We start from the raw sequence: 18,294 nt of genomic DNA, 5'->3' as shown, positions 1-18,294 counted from the left end.
CCCGGCGGTGGCGCCATCGGGGCGACGTGATCGCTCCAGCCGCGCAAGACACCCCGAACCACCGCCCGGACGGTCCAACGCCCCGTCACCAGCCGGGGTAACGGTCCAGCCAGTACGGGTCCCAGCCCTCCTCGTACTCGCTGCCGCCCGGGGACTCCCGGCCCTCCGACAGCAGGTCCCGGGCGAGGGTGTCCAGCACCCAGGCCAGCTCGTGCCGGCTCACCAGCTCCACCGGCAGCGCCTGCGCCCCGTGCGCCGCCCCCAGCAGCGCTCCCGCCACCGTGCCCGCCGACTCCCCGTCGGGCGCCGCCGCCGCGAACCGCAGGGCCCGCTCCAGCTCCGCGCGCTCCGGGAACGAAGCCGCCGCGTACAGCCCTCCGAGCACCGCCGACCAGGCCGTCTGGTCCGGGGCGAGCCGTGCCAGCCGGGCCGGATCCCCCGGGTGGGAGGCTGCCTCGCCGAGCGCTGCGGCCAGCAGGCCGAGCTCCGCCCCGGGTACGCCGTCCACCGCGTTCAGCGTCGCCAGCGCGGCCCCGGCGGAGCCCCGCACCGACTCCCCGGCCAGGCAGTGCGCCGCCAGCACGGCGGCACACGCCGCCGCCCACTGCGCGTCGGGGTTCCCGTGCGTCAGGGCCGCCATCTCGCGGGCCCGCTCCACCCCTTGCCGCGCGTACTTCGGCGACCGGGCCGAGCCGATGAGCGCCAACGGCAGCGTCCGGCCCACCGCGTGCCAGCCCCGGCTGCCGGTCACGGGCCGCTCCAGGGTGCCCTGCTCCAGCCCCGACAGGGCCGCCACCGTGGCCGGGGCGCTGCCGCGCCGCTCCGCCAGCGCCGGGACCCCGGCCAGCCACCCGTCCGGCCACGCGAGGGTGCCGGAGCCCCTCCAGCGCTCACGCATCCGCTCGCGCTCGATGCCCTGCAGGTCCGCCCAGCGGCAGTAGGCGTGCCACAGCACCGACGGCGGATGGCAGATGCCCTTGTGGCCGCCCCGCACCATGGCCCGTACCGAACCCTCCACCGTGAAGCAGGCCAGCTGGGTGCACACCCCCGCCCGGACCGTCCCCGCGGCCAGCGGCCCGCCCCGCGCCCCGCCCAGCGACTCCCCGAGCGCCAGCCCGAGCAGCAGCCCCCGGGCCCCCTCCGCCGTCCTGCCGTTCCGCGCCCGCGCCTCGCGCTCCGTCAACCCGTCCACCGTCTCCGGCCCCCATTCCTGTCGAACACCAGCGGGCATCGTACGCAGGGCAGTTCCCGGCCACCTCAGCAGTGCTCCACAGCCGCACCAGCGACACACCAGCGCATTCGAACAGGCTCTCCCCGTCCAGTCCGACCGCGCACGCACGCGCGAACCCGGCCGACCGGCACACCAGGCGCCGGGCCACACCCACGGGGGAAATGTGATCACTCGACGGACCGCGCTCCGGGCAGGCGTCGCCGCCACCAGCATCGTCGGCACCGGCGGCATGCTGCTGCCCGTCGTGAACGCCGCCGCGACCGGCCCGACCGGCGCCAAGGCCGGCGCCGCCGAGCTCGACGCCGCGGGCATAACCAAGTTCAAGCAGAGGATGCCCCTGCCCCCGGTCCTGGCGCCCTACCGGACCACGAGCACCACCAGCTACTACCGCATGACCCTGAAGGAAGCCACCAAGGAGATCGTGCCGGGCCTCAGAACCCCCCTGCGCACCTTCAACGGCTCCTTCCCCGGCCCCGTCGTCAAGGCCGAGTCGGGCCGGCGCGTCGTGATCAAGCAGACCAACTCCCTCGCCGTCCCGACCTCGATCCACCTCCACGGCGCCCACGTCCCCCAGGACAGCGACGGCGCCCCGATGGACCTGATCCCGGCCGGCGGCGGCACCAAGACGTACACGTACCCCAACACCCAGCCCCACGCGAACCTGTGGTTCCACGACCACGCCCACCACATGGAGTCGGAGAACGTCTTCCGCGGGATGACGGGCACCTACATCCTCACCGACGACATCGAGCGCCGCCTGCGCCTGCCCTCCGGCCAGTACGACGTCCCCATCTCGCTGCGCGACGCCCGCTTCCTTGAGAGCGGCGAACTCGTCTACGCCATGGGCGACTTCATGAAGCGCAACGTCATCCTCGCCAACGGCAAGTCCTGGCCGTTCTTCGAGGTCGCGGCCCGCAAGTACCGCTTCCGCCTCACCAACACCTCCAACCAGCGCTTCTTCGACCTCCACCTCGCCGACGACTCCGAGCTCGTCCAGATCGGCACCGACGGCGGCCTGCTCCCCGCCCCGCACCGCACGAACGTGGTCTCGATCAGCCCCGGCGAGCGCGCCGACGTCGTCATCGACTTCTCCCGCTACCCGGTCGGCACCGTCATCGAGCTGCACAACAAGGACATCGCCCCGTTCGAGTCCGCGGACGTGGTCGGCAAGGTGCTCCAGTTCCGGGTCACCCGCACCGCGGCCGACCACAGCGTCGTCCCCGACCGGCTGCGCACCCTGCCGGCGCTCGGCCCGGCCAGCGTCGACCGCGCGTTCGACATGCGGATGGACGAGGCCCCCGGCGGCAGCGCGTACATCAACGGCAAGACGTACGACATGGACCGGATCGACACCGAGATCGCCTACGGTGCCACCGAGATCTGGACCGTGACGAACAGCAACAAGATCGCCCCGCACAACTTCCACATGCACCTGGTGCAGTTCCGGGTGCTGGAACGCAACGGCAAGCCCGTCACCTCCGGCCCCGAGACCGGCCTGAAGGACACCGTGCCGCTCAAGCCGGGCGAGACGGTCAAGCTCCAGGCCACCTTCGACGGCTACCGCGGCACCTACGTCTACCACTGCCACCTCTTCGACCACGGCGCCATGGGCATGATGGCGAACATGCGCATCTCCTGACGCCCCTCGCCCTCCCCCCGCCCCGGGGGGGGGGGGGGGGGGGGGGGGGGCGGCCCTCCCCCTTTTCCGACCCGGGGTTTTGGTGGTGGGCTCCCTCGGGGGAAGTGGGGGGGGAAGAACAAAAAAAGGAGGGGGGGAGAAAACCCTCCCCCCCCCCCCCCCCCCCCCCCCCCCCCCCCCCCCCCGCCCCCCCCCCCCCCCCCCCGGGGCCCACCCGTCCCCGTTGCCGAACCGGGGTCGTGATCGTTGGCCGCCTGACGGGCAGTCGGGCGGGAACGACCAACACGAGGCGGGTGGCCGGGATGCGGATCGGGCGCAGGACGGTACTGCGGGCGGCTTCGGCCGGGGCGCTGGCGGCACTCACCTGGACCGAGGCCCCGCCGGCGGCCGCACGGCCGGCCGCCCCCCGGACGGACGGCCGGGCCGTGCTGCGCCTCACCCGCGCCACCAACGGCGCGGCCACCGCCACCGCCGACGGACGGCGCGTCATCGCCGAGGTGCAGAGCATCCTCTGGTCGCTGCCCCCGGACGGCTCGCCCGCCACCCCGCTCACCCCGCCCGACCTGGAACCCGGCCGGCCCGTGTTCTCCCCGGACGGGCGCCGCGTCGCCATGAGCGCCTACCGCGGCGGCACCTTCCACATCTGGGTGATGCGCGCCGACGGCACCGCCCTGCGCCGCCTCACCGACGGCCCCTTCGACCACCGGGCGCCCGCCTGGTCCCCCGACGGCCGCACCCTCGCCTTCTGCTCCGAACGCGGCGGCGACCCCGTCACCGGCAGCCCCTACCGGATCTGGACCGTCTCCCTCGCCGACGGCGGACTGCGCCGCCTCACCGGCGCACCCGGACAGGACGGACCCGGCCAGGACGGCGCCTGGGAGGACCTCGACCCGGTCTTCTCGCCCGACGGCGGCCGCGTGCTGTTCCTGCGCGCCACCCCCGTCGGCGAGACCCTGCCCGCCCGCACCCTCGCCTCCGTCGCCGCCGACGGCAGCGGCCCCGTACGGACCGAACGCACCGTCACCGGCGGCAGCCTGCTGGCCCCCGCCCTCTCCCCGTCCGGCCGCACCGCCTGGCTGTCCGCCGCCCCCGGACCCCGCAAGGCCGAGAAGCTCACCCTGTACGCCGACGGCCGCCCCGTCCCCCTCGACGGCGACCTCGCCCCCGCGCCCCCGCGCTGGATCGGCGACGACCGCCTGCTGATCACCCTCGACGGCCGGTTCCGGGTGATCCGCCCGCACCGCGACGGCCCCGCCCAGGACATCCCCCTCGACGCCACCCTCGAAGTGCCCCGCCCCCGCTACCGGGTCAAGGAGTACGACCTCGAAGCCGACCGGCCCCGCCCCGTACGCGGCATCCACCTGCCCGCCCTCTCACCCGACGCCCGCAGCGTCGCCTTCGCCGCGCTCGGCGCCCTGTGGACCGCACCCGTCACAGGCGGAGCCCCGCGCCGGATCCTCCAGGCCCCCGCCACCGCCTACGTCCAGGGCCCGGTGTGGACCCCCGACGGGCGCGCCCTGCTCTACACCGACGACCGCGACGGGCTGAACACGGTACGCCGCCGCGAACTCGCCGACGGCCGCGACAGCGCGCTCTCCCCGCCCGGCCGGGTCTACGGCTCCCTGTCCCCGGACGGCACCCGGCTCGCCGCCCTCGACCTCGCCGGGCGGCTGATCGTCCGCGACCTCGCCTCCGCCACCGACACCCCGCTCGTCGCGGCCCTCGGCGGCGGGGGCCTGCCCAGCCCGCCCAGCTGGTCCCCCGACGGCCGCCACCTCGCCCTCTGCGACCGCAACCGGCTCAGCCGCCGCTTCCGCGAGGGCTACAACCTCATCCGCATCGTCGACACCGCCACCGGCGCCGCCCGCCTCCACGCCCTCGCCCCGCACACCTCCCTCTCCGACCGCTACGCCAGCGGCCCCGTCTGGTCGCCCGACGGCCGCCACCTGGCCTGCGTCGCCGAATCCGCCCTCTGGCTGCTGCCCGTCACCCCCGACGGCACCCCCACCGGCCCCGCCCGCCGCCTCACCGGCGAACCCGCCGACCACCCCTCCTGGTCCGCCGACTCCCGCACCCTGCTCTACCAGTCCAACGCGCGGCTGCGGCTGCTCTCCCTCCGCCCCGACGGCACCCCGGACGGCACACCCCGCACCGTCCCCGTCACCCTGTCCTACCGCCGCCCCGAACCCGTCGACACCGTCGTCCACGCCGGACTGCTGTGGGACGCCACCGGATCCCCGCCCCGCGCCGACGCCGACCTGCTCATCAGCGGCGGCCGCATCACCGCCGTCGAACCGCACCGCCCGCGCCGCCGGGCCGCCCGCACCGTCGACGCCTCCCGGGGCACCGTCCTGCCGGGCCTGTGGGACGCGCACGTCCACCCGTACCCCTACACCTACGGAGCCCGCCAGGGCGCCCTGCACCTGGCCTACGGCATCACCACCGCCGTCTCCCTCGGCGGCTCCGCCTACGAACAGGCCCGCCTGCGCGAGGACATCCGCGCCGGCCGCCTCGCCGCCCCCCGGCTGCTGGCCGGCGGCGAACTCCTCGACGGCTCCCGCGTCGCCTACAGCATGGGCCGCGCCCACCGCACCCACGCCGGACTCGCCCGCTCCCTGGCCCGCGCCGAGGCCCTGGACTGGGACTTCGTCAAGACCTACGTCCGCGCCCCGTACGCCTTCATGGAGGAAGCCGCCCGCTTCGCCCGCGAAACGCTCGGCGTCCGCTCCGGCTCCCACCTGTGCGCCCCCGGCATCCAGTCCGGCCAGGACCTCACCACGCACCTGGTCGCCACCGAACGCGCCGAGTACGGCCACGGCGCCACCCCCGCCGGCCTCACCCACCAGGACACCCTGGAGGTCTACACCCGCGGCGGCTTCGACCTCGTCGCCACCCCCTTCACCGCCCTGCCCCTGATCGGCGCCGACCCCTCGCTCGCCGCCGACCGCCGGGTCACCGCCATGATGCCGCCCTGGGACGCGGCCGCCCTCGAGTCCGCCGCCGCCCAGCCGCCCACCCCCGAGCAGTACACCGCCCTGGAACGGGAGGTGGCCGTCTACCGCGCCGTCCTCGCGGGCGGCGGCCGCGTGGCGCTCGGCACCGACGCCCCGCTCACCCCCGTCGGCCTCCACCTCCACCTCGCCCTGCGCGCCCTCCACCGGTACGGCCTCACGCCCGCCGAGGCCCTCACCACCGCCACCCGCACCCCCGCCCGCGTCTACGGCGCCGACGCCCACCTCGGCACGGCCGAACCGGGCAAGCTCGCCGACCTCACCCTCGTCGACGGCGACCCCTTCACCGACTTCGCCGACCTGGTCCGCGTACGGGCGGTCCTGCGCGCCGGCACCCCGTACGAACGCGCCGCCCTCGAAGCGGCCTACCCCGACCCCGTCACCCCGGCCCCGGACCGGGCCTGGCGGCCCGTACTGCGCCAGCTGCACCGCGATTCCTGCTGCACCGCCCACCGCGTCAACGGGAGGTTCCAGTAGGGGGGTTACCCCCACCCCCCGGCGGCCGGTCTGCCGGATGGGCCGCCGGGGCGGGCTGAACCAGGCTTGCCCCATGACGAATTCCCGGAACAAGGCCCTCCTGCTCACCCTCTCCGCCGCGGCCGCCGCCACCGCGATCACCGCCGCCACCCTCCCCGCACAGGCGGCGGCCGGAGCCCCCCGCACCGAGGTGCCCGCCCTCGGCTGGCACCCCTGCGCCAAGCCGGGCGGCCCCGCCACCCAGGAGTGCGCCGACCTCCCCGTACCGCTCGACTACGACGACCCCCGGGGCCCGCAGATCAGCGTCGCCGTATCCCGGATCCGCAGCGACCGCCCCCAGGCCCGGCGCGGCACCCTCGTCGTGATCCCCGGGGGCCCGGGCGGCTCCGGCGTACAGCGCCTGACGCAGAAGGGCGAGGCCCTCCGGCAGCAGCTCGCCGGGGCGTACGACCTCGTCGCCTTCGACCCCCGCGGCGTCGGCGGCTCCACCACCGCGAGCTGCGGACTCGCCCCCGAGGACCGCTTCCTCACCGCCCTGCGCTCCTGGCCCGCCCCCGACGGGGACATCACCGAGAACCTCGCCCGCTCCCGCCGCACCGCCGAGGCCTGCGCCCGCAACGGCGGACCCGTCCTGCGCAGCTTCACCACCGCCAACCAGGTCCGCGACATGGACCGCCTCCGCGCCGCGCTGGGCGAGCGCAAGCTCTCCGCCTGGGGAGTCTCGTACGGCACCTACGTGGGCGCCGTGTACGCGCAGACCTACCCCGGGCGCACCGACCGCTGGGTCCTCGACAGCAGCGGCGACCCCGACCCCAAGCGGGTGGCCCGGGGCTGGCTGGCCAACATGGCCCAGGGCTCCGACGACCGCTTCCCCGACTTCGCCGCCTGGGCCGCCCACCCCGGCCGCGACGAGGACGGCCTCCGGCTCGCGCAGCGTCCCGAGGACGTCGAACCCCTCCTGCTCTCGCTCTTCGCCTCCCTGGACCGCACGCCCCGCCCGTCCACCACCCCCGGGGTGCCCCTGACCGGCAACGGCCTGCGCCAGGCCCTGCAGAACACCCTCTACAGCGACTCCGCCTTCCCCGCCTTCGCCCGGCTCGTCGCCGCCCTGCGCGACCCGGCCCACACCCCCGCCCTGCCGCCGGAGCTCGCCCGCCCCCTGCGCGACGAGGACGCCGCCCAGCTCGTCGCGGTCCTGTGCAACGACGTGGCCTGGCCCGGCGGTTCCCAGGCCGACCGGCAGCGCGCCGTCGACGAGGACCGGGCCCGGCACCCGCTGACGGCCGGCATGCCGGTCAACGTGCTCCCGTGCTCCTTCTGGAAGGACGCCCCCGAGGACAAGCCCACCAAGATCACCAACCACGGCCCCTCCGGCATCCTGATGATCCAGAGCCGCCGCGACCCCTCCACCCCCCACTCCAAGAGCCTCAAGATGCGCGAGGCCCTCGGGGACCGGGCCGTGCTGGTCACCGTCGAGCAGGGCGGCCACGGCGTCTACCTCGGCAACGGCAACGCCTGCGGCGACCGCACCGTCACCGGCTTCCTCACCACCGGCCGGCGCCCCGTCCGCGACACGAGCTGCGCGAACTGAGCACCGGGGTCCGCGCGGCGCGCGGGCTCACCCGAACGGCGGCACGATGGAGGGTACGGCCCCTTCCTCCCACAGGGCCGTGGAGACCATCATGAGCACGCACAGGGTGGGGCCCGACACCACCGTTCTCGCCGACTGCCTGGAAGTCCCCGGAATCGGCTTCGTCCCCGTCAACGCCTTCGTCCTGCACGCCGAGGAGCCCGTCGTCGTCGACACCGGTCTGGGCCTGCCCGACCGGGACTTCCTCGCCACCCTCGCCGGCGTGATCGACCCGGCCGACGTGCGCTGGATCTGGCTGACCCACCCCGACCGCGACCACACCGGCGGCCTCTTCGCCCTCCTGGAGGCGGCGCCCCGGGCCCGGGTGATCACCACCTTCCTCGGCGTCGGGGAGATGTCCACCGAGTGCCCGCTGCCCCTGGACCGGGTGTACCTGCTCAACCCGGGCCAGAGCCTCGCCGTCGGAGACCGCACGCTGCACGCCTTCCGGCCGCCGCTCTTCGACAACCCGGCCACCGTCGGCTTCTTCGACGACCGCACCGGCACCTGCTTCAGCTCCGACTGCTTCGGCGCCCCGCTGCCCACCGCGGACCTCGCCACCTGCCCCGACGTCGCCGAGGTGGACGCCGAGGACCTCAGGGCCGCCCAGCTCCTCTGGGCCAGCGTGGACAGCCCCTGGGCCCAGACGGCGGACCCCGACCGCTTCCTCGCCACCGCCGGCCCGCTGCGCTCCGCCGACCCGGGCACCGTCCTGTCCACCCACCTGCCCCCGGCGTCCGGCCTGACGCCCCGCCTCCTCGACACCCTCACCGCGGTCCCGGGCCTCACCCCCTTCACCGGCCCCGACCAGGCCGCCCTGGAACAGATGCTGGCGGCCTTCGCCCCGGGCCCCCAGTAGGCGGCGGGGCCGTCTACGATCGCCGCATGACGGCAGCCCCCGGACCCTCGCTCGCCACGTCCCAGCGGTCCATGGGCGACCCCGCCCTGAGCTACCCGCTGTGGCCGCCGCTGCCACGCGGCTGCCCGCGTACGAGCACCCCCGCGACGGACTTCCCACTGGAGGTCGACTACGCGTACGAGGACACCCCGGCCGGCCTCTTCACCCGCCGGGCCGCCCCCGGCCCGGGCGCCGGGCTGGAACGCTGGGCCCCGCTCCTGCCGCCGCTCGACGCGCCCGGCCTGGGGGAGGGCGGCACCCCGCTGCTGCCCTTCGGCGACGGCCTCTGGATCAAGGACGAGTCCCGCAACCCCACCTGGAGCCACAAGGACCGGCTCAACCGCGTCACCGTCAGCGCCGCCGTCCACGAAGGAGCCCCGGGCATCGCGGTCGCCTCCTCCGGCAACCACGGAGCCTCGGCCGCCGCCTACGCGGCCCGGGCCGGGCTGCGCTGTGCCGTCCTCGCCTCGGCCGACGCCCCGCCCGCCGTGGCTTCCTTCCTGCGGGCCTACGGGGCCGACGTCCTGCCCGTCCCCGTGGAACACCGCTGGCCGCTGCTGAACGAGATCCACGACCGCCTCGGCTACCACCCGGTCAGCAACCTGACCCGCACCCACACCGGCCACCCCTTCGGTGCCGAGGGGTACAAGACCATCGCCTACGAGATCCACGCCGACCTCGGCGTCCCCGCCGCCGTGTTCGCGCCCGTCGGCTACGGGGAGCTGCTCCACGGCATCTGGAAGGGCTTCGCGGAACTGCGCCGGCTCGGCGTCACGGACACCGTCCCCCGCATGTTCGGCTGCGAGCCGGCCGCCGGCGGACCGCTCGCCCACGCCGTGCGCACCGGAGTCCCGGCCGCCGTCGTGCCGGTCGGACTTCCGCGACACGCCCGACACCCAGGGGCACTGGTTCCACGTCAACCTGGAGGTGGACGCGCCCGCGGGCCGGTACCGGTGCGCGGTCGACGTGGACAGCAAACAGTCCACCACCGGCGTCCAGTGGAAGGTGTTCACCCTGTCCGCCTCCGTGCTCGACCCGGTGCCCTCCCTGGAACCCGGCTACCACGAGCTCTCGATGAGCTCCGGCTCCGGCGCCCTCGACTACCAGCGCCACCCGGCCCTCCAGCACCGGCCCGGCTGCTCCTTCCCGGTCCGCCCGCCCGCCTGGCTCCAGGACCTGCTGGACCGGCTGAACCCGCCCCGCCCCTGGATCTCGGGCTCCAACCTCGACGCCGCCCGGGCGCTGGAGCCCATCCTGCTGCCCGGCCGGGAGATCATGATCTTCGGGGAGCCCTTCGACCACGGGCTCGGCATGCACAACATCCACCAGAACCAGGGCGATCCGTACGGCAGCCAGTGGTGGGACGACAACGGCACCTGGCAGGACGGCGCCACCCTCACCCGCCGGCCCGACGGCCTGTACGACGCATTCCTCAGCAGGTTCTCCAGCCAGGCCGGCCACACCGGCCCCGACGGCCACCCCGTCTAGTGGAGCAACGCTTCGACACCTGGGCCGCCGCAGGCGGCTACGAGCGCTACATGGGCCGGTGGAGCCGGCTGGTGGCCGGGGCCTTCGCGGCCTCGCTCGGGGCCGGGCCCGGAGCCCGGTGGATCGACGCCGGGTGCGGTACGGGCGCACTGGCCGGAGCGGTGGCGGCCCGCTGCCGGCCGGGGCTGGTGCTGGGCGTGGACCGGTCCGCCGCTTTCGTGGCGGCCGCCCGGGCCGCCGTCGCCCCGGCCGGGGCGACGGGACCGGTGTTCGCGGTGGCCGACGCGCAGGCGCTGCCGGTGCGCGACGGGGCGTTCGACGCCGCGGTCAGCGCCCTCGCGCTGAACTTCCTGCCCGCCCCCGGCGCGGCGGTCGCGGAGGCGGCCCGGGCGGTGCGGCGGGGCGGGCTGGTCGCCGCGTACGTCTGGGACTACGCCGAGGGCATGGGGCTCCTGCGGTACTTCTGGGACGCGGCCGTCGCCCTGGACCCGTCGGCGGCCGCCCTGGACGAGCGCCGCCGCTTCCCCCTGTGCCGGCCCGAGCCGCTGCGGACGCTGTGGGCGGGGGCGGGGCTGGACGCGGTGGAGGTCGTCCCCGTCGAGGTGCCGACCGTGTTCGCGGGCTTCGCGGACCTCTGGGAGCCCTTCCTGGCCGGACAGGGCCCCGCTCCCGGCTACGTCGCCTCCCTCACCCCGGCGGAACGCGGGCGGCTGCGCGACGCGCTCGCCGGGGCCCTGCCCGTCCGGCCCGACGGGCAGATCGCGCTGACCGCCCGCGCGTGGGCGGTCAGCGGCCGCCGAACAGGCCGTTGAAGGGGTCCGAGGCCCGGGCCCGGACGGCGGGGAGCTGCCGGTAGAGGGCGCTTCCCGGGCACTCGGTGGCGAAGACGTCGCGGTGCCCGGAGACCCGCTCCACCGTCACCCGCTCCCCGGCCTTGAAGCGCCCGTTGTCGACGGAGGCGGTCAGGCCGACGGTGCCCGAGGGGTCGTGCCCGTACCGGCCGAGGGCCCAGGCGGCGATCCGCGCGACGGCCGCCGTGGCCTCGGGCGGGGCCTCCGTGCCGGTGTACCGGCCGATCACCGCGACCCCGATGGTGTCGGTGTTGAAGCCGAGGGTGTGCGCCCCGGTGACCGGCCGGCCGGAGCCGCCGGCCCGGCCCTCGAAGACCGTGCCGCACTTGTCGACCACGTAGTTGTAGCCGAGGTCCTTCCAGCCGTTGACCCGCTGGTGGAGGGCCTGAAGGCCGCGTACGACGGCGGCGGAGTCGGCGCAGTCGTAGTCGTTGCTCTGGGCGGTGTGGTGGACGAACACGGCCTCGACGTCCCTGCCGTACACGACGGGCTCCCCGGGGCCTTCGTCCGCGCCCCAGCGGGCGCGCGGGACGATCCGGGGCCGGGAGCCGGCGGCGCCCGCCGGCTCGTACGCCGCCGGCTCGTACGCCGCAGCGGGTCCGGGGTCGGGCCCCGGGTCGACCAGGTCGAGGCGCACCCCGGCCGGCAGCTCTCGGCCGGCGGCGCCCGCGCGTACCTCCACGGCGTCGGACGGCCCGGCCCACCACGGCTCCCCGCCCTCCACCTCCGTCCACGGCGACCAGTGGCCGGTGCCCCGCTGCCGGGCGCGGACCCGGTACGTGCCCGCGCCCGGCCCGCCGGGGAGGTCGGCGGGCGCCGTGACGGCCAGCATGCTGAAGGGGGTCCGGGCGTCCGCGAGGACGGCGGCGCCGGCCGAGGTCAGGGTGACGGCGCGCGGCGGCGGGGGAGCCGCGGGCGGTTCGCCGCCGGCCGCGGCCACGGTGACGAGCAGGCAGCTCAGGGCGGCGGTGACGGGCGTCAGCGGGAATCCGCGGGTGCGCAACTCGGTTCTCTCCAGGATCCCCGGACGACGGTGGACGAGAACCGGAACAGCGGCTGCTCCGATACGCCCCCGAACCGATCCCGGGCCCCGAGGACACAGGGCGCCGACCGGGCTGGAAGTGCCCGGCCGGCGCTCTGCGCACTTCGCTGACCGCCCCCTTCAACGAGCCGGCGGCCCGGTGGTCACGGCCGGCGGCCGGCGGATTCCTCCGGGTCCTTCCGCTCAGTTGGCGGCGTACACCCGTACCGCGAACTCCGCGATGTCGGCGTCGGAGAGGTTCTTCGCCAGATTGGCCTCGGTGATCATGCCGACGAGGCGGTGGCCGCCCTCCACGTCGATGACGGGCAGCCGCTTGATCTGGTGGACCTCCATGGTGTCCAGGGCCTCCTGGGCGTTGCTGTCGGCGTCGATCCAGTGCAGGTTGCCGGCGAGGTCCCCGGCCCGCATTCCCGCCGGGTCCTTGCCGTCGGCGCAGCACTTGACGACGATGTCGCGGTCCGTGATCAGCCCCTGGAGGCGTCCGTCGTCCCCGCAGATCGGCAGGCAGCCGACGTTCAGCTCGCGCATCATGCGGGCCGCGTCCTGCAGGGACTGGTCCTCACGGATGCACTGCACACCCTTGGTCATGATGTCCCGGGCCCGCAGGTTCCTGTCCATGGTTCCTCCTCGGCTCTCCGAGTGCGTTCCGAAACCCTCCCGTGCCCTCCCCTACGAGGACAGCACGGATGGAGCGGAGCGGCGCGCCGGGAGCGCCGGGATCCGAACCCCGAAGGATTGTTGACCGTTCGTTCCAGATGGTTTTATGATCTTCACCGTGGCAAGGACCAAGGAATTCGATCCGGACGCCGCGCTCCAGTCGGCCCTCGAGCTGTTCTGGCGACGCGGCTACGAAGCGACGTCGGTGGCCGACCTCGTCGAGCACCTCGGCATCGGGCGGGCCAGCATCTACGCGACCTTCGGCAGCAAGCACGAGCTCTACCTGAAGGCGCTGGACCGCTACGCCGAGACGTTCGACCCGCTGCTCCTGGCCCAGCTCTCCGCGCCCGGGCCCGCACTGCCCGCCGTGCGGGCCGTCGTGCGCCGCTTCGCCGCGGAGGCCGCGACCCCCGGGGAGCGGCTCAGCGGCTGCTTCATCACCAACACGGCGGCCGAGCTGGCCTCCCACGACGCCGCCGCCGCGCGCCGGGTGGGGGTGAGCTGGGACCGCTTCGAGACCCTGCTCCACTCGGCGCTCGTACGGGCCCAGGGGCAGGGGGAGCTGGGCGGCGGCCGTGATCCGCGCGCGCTGGCCCGGATGCTGCTGGTCCTGCTCCAGGGCGTCCGCGTCGTGGGGAAGGCCTCGGACGACCCCGCCCGCGTCCGGGACGCGGCGGAGCAGGCGCTGGCCCTGCTGGACTGACGGGGCCGGCCCGCCGCTCCTGCGTCCCGCCCTTTCGCACGCCCTCATACTGAACCGTTCGTTCCAATAAGGGGCCACCGTCCCCTCAAGGGAGTCACCGAAGATGAACCGCTTCACCGGCAAGACCGTTCTGGTGACCGGCGCGGGCTCCGGCCTCGGCCGGGCCATCGCGCTCGCCTTCGCCGCTGAGGGCGCCTCCGTCGTGGCCGCGGGCCGCACCGCCGCCACCCTGGACGAGACGGTCGCCCTGATCGAGGCGGCCGGCGGCACCGCCGCCGCCGTCCCCGCCGACGTCACCGACTCGGGCCGGCTGGAGGACCTCGTGCGCGAGAGCGTCGCCCGCTTCGGCGGACTGGACATCGCCGTCAACAACGCGGGCATACTCCGCGGCGTCGGGCCCGTCGGCGACGTCAGCGAAGAGGACTGGGACGCCGTCCTGCGCACCAACGTCACCGGCGTCTGGCTGGCGATGAAGCACCAGATCGCGCACATGCGGCGCAACGGCGGCGGCACCATCGTCAACATCTCCTCCAACCTGGGCGCGCACATGCGGATCCCGAACGCCGCCGCCTACATCACCTCCAAGGCGGCCGTCTCCGCGCTCACCCGCGCCGCCGCCCTCGACCACATCCACGAGGGCGTGCGCATCAACGCGGTCAGCCCCGGCGCCGCCGACGCGCCCATGTCGCTGCGGCCCGGCGAGACCGAGGCCGACCGGGCCGAGCGGGTCAAGTCGGAGAACCCGCTCGGCCGGGTCGCGGAAGCCGGGGAAGTGGCCGCCGCCGTGCTCTACCTCGCCTCGCCCGCGGCCGGCTCGGTGGTCGGCACCGACCTCGTCGTCGACAGCGGCTCCTCGGCCTGAGCGCCGCCGCGCGCGGCCGGATCCGGCAGCGGCCGCCCCGCGCAGGCGGCGTCCGCGTCCGGGATCCGGCCGTCGAGCAGGAAGTCCTCGACGTACCGGTCCACGCAGGCGTTCCTCGACTGGTAGGTGCCGTGGTCGCCGCCGCCGACCGTGATCAGGCGCGACCCCGCCAGCCGCTCGTGGGCCCGTACGGCTCCCTCGTAGTAGGTCGCCGGATCGTGCTCCGAGTTGAGCATCAGCACCGGCGGCAGCCCCCGGCCGGTCACCTCGACGCGACGAGCGCCCGAGCGCGGCCAGGCGGCGCAGACCGAGGTGAAGGCCAGCTCCCGCGCGCCCGCCATCGGATAGGCGCGGCTGTCCGCCTCGCTCCTGCGCACCCAGTACTCGGTGTCGCGGTTCCAGGGGGTGTCCTGGCAGACCACGGAGAAGAAGTCCGCGGCGAACCGGGCGTCCATCGGGTGCTTGAGCTTCTGCGCGAGGGCCCGCCGGGTGGCGGCCGGGGCGCTCGCCGGGTCCTCCAGGACGCCGAGGAGCGCCGCCAGGTCCGGGAACCGGTCGCCGCTGTAGATGATGCCGGTCGCCGCCGCGTCCAGGTGGTCGGGCAGGACGCGGGTCCCCTCCAGGTCGAGCGGGTGCTCGCGCAGCGAGGCGCGCAGCCGCTCGTACGAGGCCTTGGCCTCCTCCGGGGTCCTGCCCCGGTGGTAGGTCGCGTCGTTCGCCGCCAGCCACGGCAGGAAGTCCTGCTCGAACCGGCGCTGGAAGCTCATCGGCTGCCCCGTCAGGAAGTCCTGCCAGCCGCCGCTGAAGTCGATGTTGCTGTCGAGCACCACCCGCTCGACCCGGCGCGGGAAGCGGGTCGCGTACTGGGCCCCGAGGTAGGTGGCGTAGGACGGGCCGTAGTAGGACACCTGCCGGACGCCGAGCAGCGACCGGTACAGGTCCATGTCGTGCACGGCCTGGCCGGTGGTGATGTAGGGCAGCAGGCCGCCCGAGTTGCGCCGGCAGTCGCGTACGAAGTCCCGCGCGCGCTCCACGGTGCCGCGCACGGCCTCCTGCGAGCGGTCGCGCAGGTCGCCGCCCGCGAACAGGGCGTCCACCTCGTCCTGGCCGGAGCAGACCACGTTCGTGCTCGCCCCGACACCGCGCTGGTCGAAGCTCACGATGTCGTACGCGGCCGCCAGCTTCGGCGCGTACGAGGCCAGGCCCGCCGGCCGCCGCAGCCCCGAGGCCCCCGGGCCGCCGGCGGCCATCATCAGGACGCCGCGCCGGGCGGCCGGGTCCGTGGAGCGGTGCCGGGACACGGCCACCGTGAGGTCCGGCCCCCGGCCCGGGTGGTACCAGTCGCGCGGTACCGCCATCGAGGCGCACTCCAGCGGGCCCGAGTCGCAGGGCCGCCAGTCGAGGCGCTGGTTCGCGTACCGGGCGGGTATCGCGTGCGTCCCGGCCCCCGCCGCGGCGTTGGCCGGGGCGGCGGGCAGCGCCGCCACGGCGAGCAGCCCGCAGGCGGCGGCCGCGGCCCGGCGCGCGGTCTTCTTCAACAGGTCCATCTGGGTGGTCTCTCCCCCGTCGCGGTGATCGGTCGTGACGATCCTCCGCGAATCCGGGGCCCGGGACGACCTCCCCACCACCCGTATCCGGGGTGGTGCTGGTGCCACCCCCCGTCAGGGGCGGCGGAGCAGACGCGTCGTCAGGTGGTGCTGGAGCGGCTGGCCCACGGCCGCCATGTCGTGCACGACCGTCAGGCCGTCGCCGTCGAGGGTGTAGTGGCGACGGGTGCCGGTGACCTCCTTGGCCAGCGGAGTCAGCGACACTTCCCCGGTCTCGATCTCGATCTCCAGCCCGGCCGCGGCCGGGGCGGACACCCGCCCGGTGTACGTCTCGACGATGCCGGTCGGGTGGGCGAGCACCACCTCCAGCGACGCGTCGGGCGTCACCCGCCACCACCCGGCCTCCCGGCCCGCGGGCCGCACCGGGGCGCCGGCCCCGTCGACCAGCCACGCGCGTGCCTCGTAGCGCAGGAAGGGCCGGCCGTCGTGGCTGAAGGTGATCTCCTGCTCGTACCGGAAGTCCTGCTCCAGCGTCGGGTACTCGCCCCGCCCCCGCCCGTGCCAGCGGCCCAGCAGGGGGAGCACCGGCGCCAGCAGCGGATGCGGCTCGGGCCCCTCCCCGAGGACGTGGCTGTCGGGGTAGGGATTCTCCTGCGCCGGCTCGAACATGTTCACCTTGCCCGTTCTGTGGTCGTCCCCCGCGAGCGTGCAGCGTAGCCTGCGGCGCCGAGCCGCTCCGGGACGGTCCGCAGGCCGGACACGACGAGGGCCCTACGCGACGAACTCCTCGTCCCCGTAACGCACCTCGGCGGACTTCCAGTCGACGCCGAGCTCGGCCGTGAACTTCCGGGCGAGCGGCAGGTCCGAGAGCGGCGCGATGAGGATCAGCCGCCCGTCGAGGGCGACCGAGCCGCCGCCGAGCCGCTCCCGTGCCACGGGGTCGGCGAGCAGCGCGTCGCGCAGCCGGGTGGCGCTGACGCCCTCGGCCTGGATCTCGACGGCGTCGGTCTCCGGCGAGGTGCGCGGCAGGCAGCGGAACGTCAGCACCGACTCCTGGCGGTACTGCTTGCGGATGACGTCGGCGATGTGGTGCAGCCCGTTCGCGTCGACCCGGGCGACGTCGAACTCGCGCGAACGCTCGTAGGTGGCCTGCTGTTCGTCCTCGGACCAGAACACCCCGTCGAGCAGGGTCGAGGACTCGGTGCGCGCCCCGTGGGAGCGGATGATCTCCCGGACCTCGCGGTCGAAGCGGTGCAGCCGCGTGCGGAGCCGGGCGTCGGCCGGGTCCGTGATGACGGCGGTGTTGTCGGTGGCGAAGATCTCCGCGGCCGGACAGCCGCCCGTGCCGGAGGCGGGGGAGGGGGCGTCGGCCTGGGCCGTGCCCGCCCCCGCCGATGCCAGTACCAGGACCCCGACCGCCACCAGTGTGTGCAACCGCTTCATTCGTCAACTCCCTGCCTGTGGACCCGTGCTGCGGCGCTCCCGGGCCGCAGCGGGCCTCATCCTAGGAGCCGCGAGGTACCCCGCGGGGGCGTCGGCACCCCATATGGCGGATGGCGGACGGTGGCTACTTGGGCACGTCCCGCGTTAGGCAGCCGCCGTCACGGGTATGGCCCAGCGGGGGAGGGGGTGCGGGGTGCGGGATGGTGCACGCGGGGCGGCCCGGGGCGCGGCGGCGCTCGGATCGGTGGCGACCCTCGTCCTCGCCGCCTGGCTGGTCTGGCTCCTGCCCGGCCCGCAGCTGGCCGCCGTACTCGGCTTCGGTCCCGTGGACGGGGTCGTGACGATCGCCGAGTGCTACGAGGCCGCCGACGTGGAGGGCTACGCGGCCGGCACGCAGTGCAAGGGCCGCTACACCCCGGTCCGCGGCGGAGGGGGACCGCAGGAGGAGATCCTGCTGGAGACGGCCGCGGAGGAGCACCGGCCCGGCTCCGAGGTGGAGGTCCGCACCGCGCGCGGGAAGGCGTACGAGCTGTCGGGCTTCGCCGTCGGCAACCTGGGCGTCGCGACCGGACTGCTCCTCGTCCCCTTCCTCGCCCTGGCGGCCTGGCTGGCGGCCCGCGCCCGCCGCGACGAGCCCGTGGACGGGGGCGGGTTCGTACTCGCGGCGCTGGCCGCGATGGTGGCCGTGATCGTGCTCGGCCTGGCGGCCGGCCTCCTCGTCGGGCTCCTCACGGCCTTCTTCTGAGCCCGCCGTACTTGCCGGGACGGGGATCGGACGCTTTAATGAATGAACAGGCATTTATTAACTGACGGAT

15 protein-coding genes and 1 pseudogene are annotated in these 18,294 nt (G+C 75.2%); 10 read left to right on the top strand and 6 right to left on the bottom strand.

Annotated features, from left to right (window positions below):
* Positions 1–85 precede the first annotated feature (85 nt).
* Entirely contained in the window at positions 86–1,183 is a 1,098-nt protein-coding gene (locus ACZ7IF_RS00825; protein WP_470961008.1) for an ADP-ribosylglycohydrolase family protein, read from the bottom strand.
* 211 nt (positions 1,184–1,394) lie between these two features.
* On the opposite strand from ACZ7IF_RS00825, the gene ACZ7IF_RS00820 reads away from it, so the two are divergent.
* From ACZ7IF_RS00820 to ACZ7IF_RS00790, 7 genes and pseudogenes are all read left to right on the top strand, one after another.
* Entirely contained in the window at positions 1,395–2,870 is a 1,476-nt protein-coding gene (locus ACZ7IF_RS00820; protein WP_470961006.1) for a multicopper oxidase family protein, read from the top strand.
* Positions 2,871–3,172: 302 nt separating this feature from the next.
* Positions 3,173–6,358 carry an amidohydrolase family protein gene (locus ACZ7IF_RS00815; RefSeq protein ID WP_470961004.1) on the top strand — a complete coding sequence of 1,062 codons (3,186 nt, stop codon included), beginning with the start codon at positions 3,173–3,175 and terminating at the stop codon, positions 6,356–6,358.
* Positions 6,359–6,431: 73 nt separating this feature from the next.
* Positions 6,432–7,949 carry an alpha/beta hydrolase gene (locus tag ACZ7IF_RS00810; protein ID WP_470961002.1) on the top strand — a complete coding sequence of 506 codons (1,518 nt, stop codon included), beginning with the start codon at positions 6,432–6,434 and terminating at the stop codon, positions 7,947–7,949.
* A gap of 91 nt (positions 7,950–8,040) precedes the next feature.
* Positions 8,041–8,847, top strand: a complete 807-nt coding sequence (locus tag ACZ7IF_RS00805) for an MBL fold metallo-hydrolase (protein WP_470961000.1) — start codon at positions 8,041–8,043, stop codon at positions 8,845–8,847.
* A gap of 26 nt (positions 8,848–8,873) precedes the next feature.
* Positions 8,874–9,869 (top strand): annotated as a pseudogene (locus ACZ7IF_RS00800) (threonine synthase); the annotation flags it as partial.
* On the top strand, positions 9,814–10,374 hold the full coding sequence (locus ACZ7IF_RS00795; protein ID WP_470960998.1) for a DUF2278 family protein: 561 nt from the start codon (positions 9,814–9,816) through the stop codon (positions 10,372–10,374). The pseudogene ACZ7IF_RS00800 and the gene ACZ7IF_RS00795, both read left to right, overlap by 56 nt.
* A complete protein-coding gene (locus tag ACZ7IF_RS00790; protein ID WP_470962265.1) occupies positions 10,374–11,186 on the top strand; it encodes a class I SAM-dependent methyltransferase in 813 nt (270 codons plus the stop codon). The genes ACZ7IF_RS00795 and ACZ7IF_RS00790 overlap by 1 nt, the downstream gene beginning before the upstream one ends.
* Here the strand turns inward: ACZ7IF_RS00790 and ACZ7IF_RS00785 are convergent.
* Positions 11,161–12,228: a peptidoglycan recognition protein family protein gene (locus ACZ7IF_RS00785; protein WP_470960996.1), complete on the bottom strand. Its 1,068-nt coding sequence runs from the start codon at positions 12,226–12,228 to the stop codon at positions 11,161–11,163. The genes ACZ7IF_RS00790 and ACZ7IF_RS00785 overlap by 26 nt on opposite strands.
* A 222-nt stretch (positions 12,229–12,450) precedes the next feature.
* Entirely contained in the window at positions 12,451–12,885 is a 435-nt protein-coding gene (locus ACZ7IF_RS00780) for a CBS domain-containing protein (RefSeq protein WP_470960994.1), read from the bottom strand.
* 157 nt (positions 12,886–13,042) lie between these two features.
* On the opposite strand from ACZ7IF_RS00780, the gene ACZ7IF_RS00775 reads away from it, so the two are divergent.
* Complete coding sequence (locus ACZ7IF_RS00775; protein ID WP_470960992.1) at positions 13,043–13,627, top strand: TetR/AcrR family transcriptional regulator; 585 nt, start codon at positions 13,043–13,045, stop codon at positions 13,625–13,627.
* A 103-nt stretch (positions 13,628–13,730) separates the two neighbouring features.
* Positions 13,731–14,489 carry an SDR family NAD(P)-dependent oxidoreductase gene (locus ACZ7IF_RS00770; RefSeq protein ID WP_470960990.1) on the top strand — a complete coding sequence of 253 codons (759 nt, stop codon included), beginning with the start codon at positions 13,731–13,733 and terminating at the stop codon, positions 14,487–14,489.
* On the opposite strand, the gene ACZ7IF_RS00765 is transcribed toward ACZ7IF_RS00770, so the two are convergent.
* From ACZ7IF_RS00765 to ACZ7IF_RS00755, 3 genes are all read right to left on the bottom strand, one after another.
* Positions 14,417–16,036, bottom strand: a complete 1,620-nt coding sequence (locus tag ACZ7IF_RS00765) for an alpha/beta hydrolase (RefSeq protein ID WP_470960988.1) — start codon at positions 16,034–16,036, stop codon at positions 14,417–14,419. The two genes, ACZ7IF_RS00770 and ACZ7IF_RS00765, sit on opposite strands and share 73 nt — an antisense overlap.
* Positions 16,037–16,150: 114 nt before the next feature.
* A complete protein-coding gene (locus ACZ7IF_RS00760; protein ID WP_470962262.1) occupies positions 16,151–16,705 on the bottom strand; it encodes a heme-binding beta-barrel domain-containing protein in 555 nt (184 codons plus the stop codon).
* Positions 16,706–16,807: 102 nt separating this feature from the next.
* Entirely contained in the window at positions 16,808–17,479 is a 672-nt protein-coding gene (locus ACZ7IF_RS00755) for a hypothetical protein (protein WP_470960986.1), read from the bottom strand.
* 193 nt (positions 17,480–17,672) lie between these two features.
* Between ACZ7IF_RS00755 and ACZ7IF_RS00750 the strand changes: the two genes are divergently transcribed.
* Complete coding sequence (locus ACZ7IF_RS00750) at positions 17,673–18,224, top strand: hypothetical protein (protein WP_470960984.1); 552 nt, start codon at positions 17,673–17,675, stop codon at positions 18,222–18,224.
* Positions 18,225–18,294 lie beyond the last annotated feature (70 nt).

Source organism: Streptomyces sp. NPDC037421, from assembly GCF_055602105.1.
Note: the sequence above shows the minus strand (reverse complement) of the source record. Positions and strands in the feature narration are given on the sequence as shown.

Bases quoted from the DNA above. Each gene is read 5' to 3' on its own strand.
- ACZ7IF_RS00815 (WP_470961004.1), top strand. From the start codon at position 3,173: ATGCGGATCGGGCGCAGGACGGTACTGCGGGCGGCTTCGGCCGGGGCG.
- ACZ7IF_RS00810 (WP_470961002.1), top strand. From the start codon at position 6,432: ATGACGAATTCCCGGAACAAGGCCCTCCTGCTCACCCTCTCCGCCGCG.
- ACZ7IF_RS00805 (WP_470961000.1), top strand. From the start codon at position 8,041: ATGAGCACGCACAGGGTGGGGCCCGACACCACCGTTCTCGCCGACTGC.
- ACZ7IF_RS00780 (WP_470960994.1), bottom strand. From the start codon at position 12,885: ATGGACAGGAACCTGCGGGCCCGGGACATCATGACCAAGGGTGTGCAG.
- ACZ7IF_RS00770 (WP_470960990.1), top strand. From the start codon at position 13,731: ATGAACCGCTTCACCGGCAAGACCGTTCTGGTGACCGGCGCGGGCTCC.
- ACZ7IF_RS00765 (WP_470960988.1), bottom strand. From the start codon at position 16,036: ATGGACCTGTTGAAGAAGACCGCGCGCCGGGCCGCGGCCGCCGCCTGC.
- ACZ7IF_RS00760 (WP_470962262.1), bottom strand. From the start codon at position 16,705: ATGTTCGAGCCGGCGCAGGAGAATCCCTACCCCGACAGCCACGTCCTC.
- ACZ7IF_RS00755 (WP_470960986.1), bottom strand. From the start codon at position 17,479: ATGAAGCGGTTGCACACACTGGTGGCGGTCGGGGTCCTGGTACTGGCA.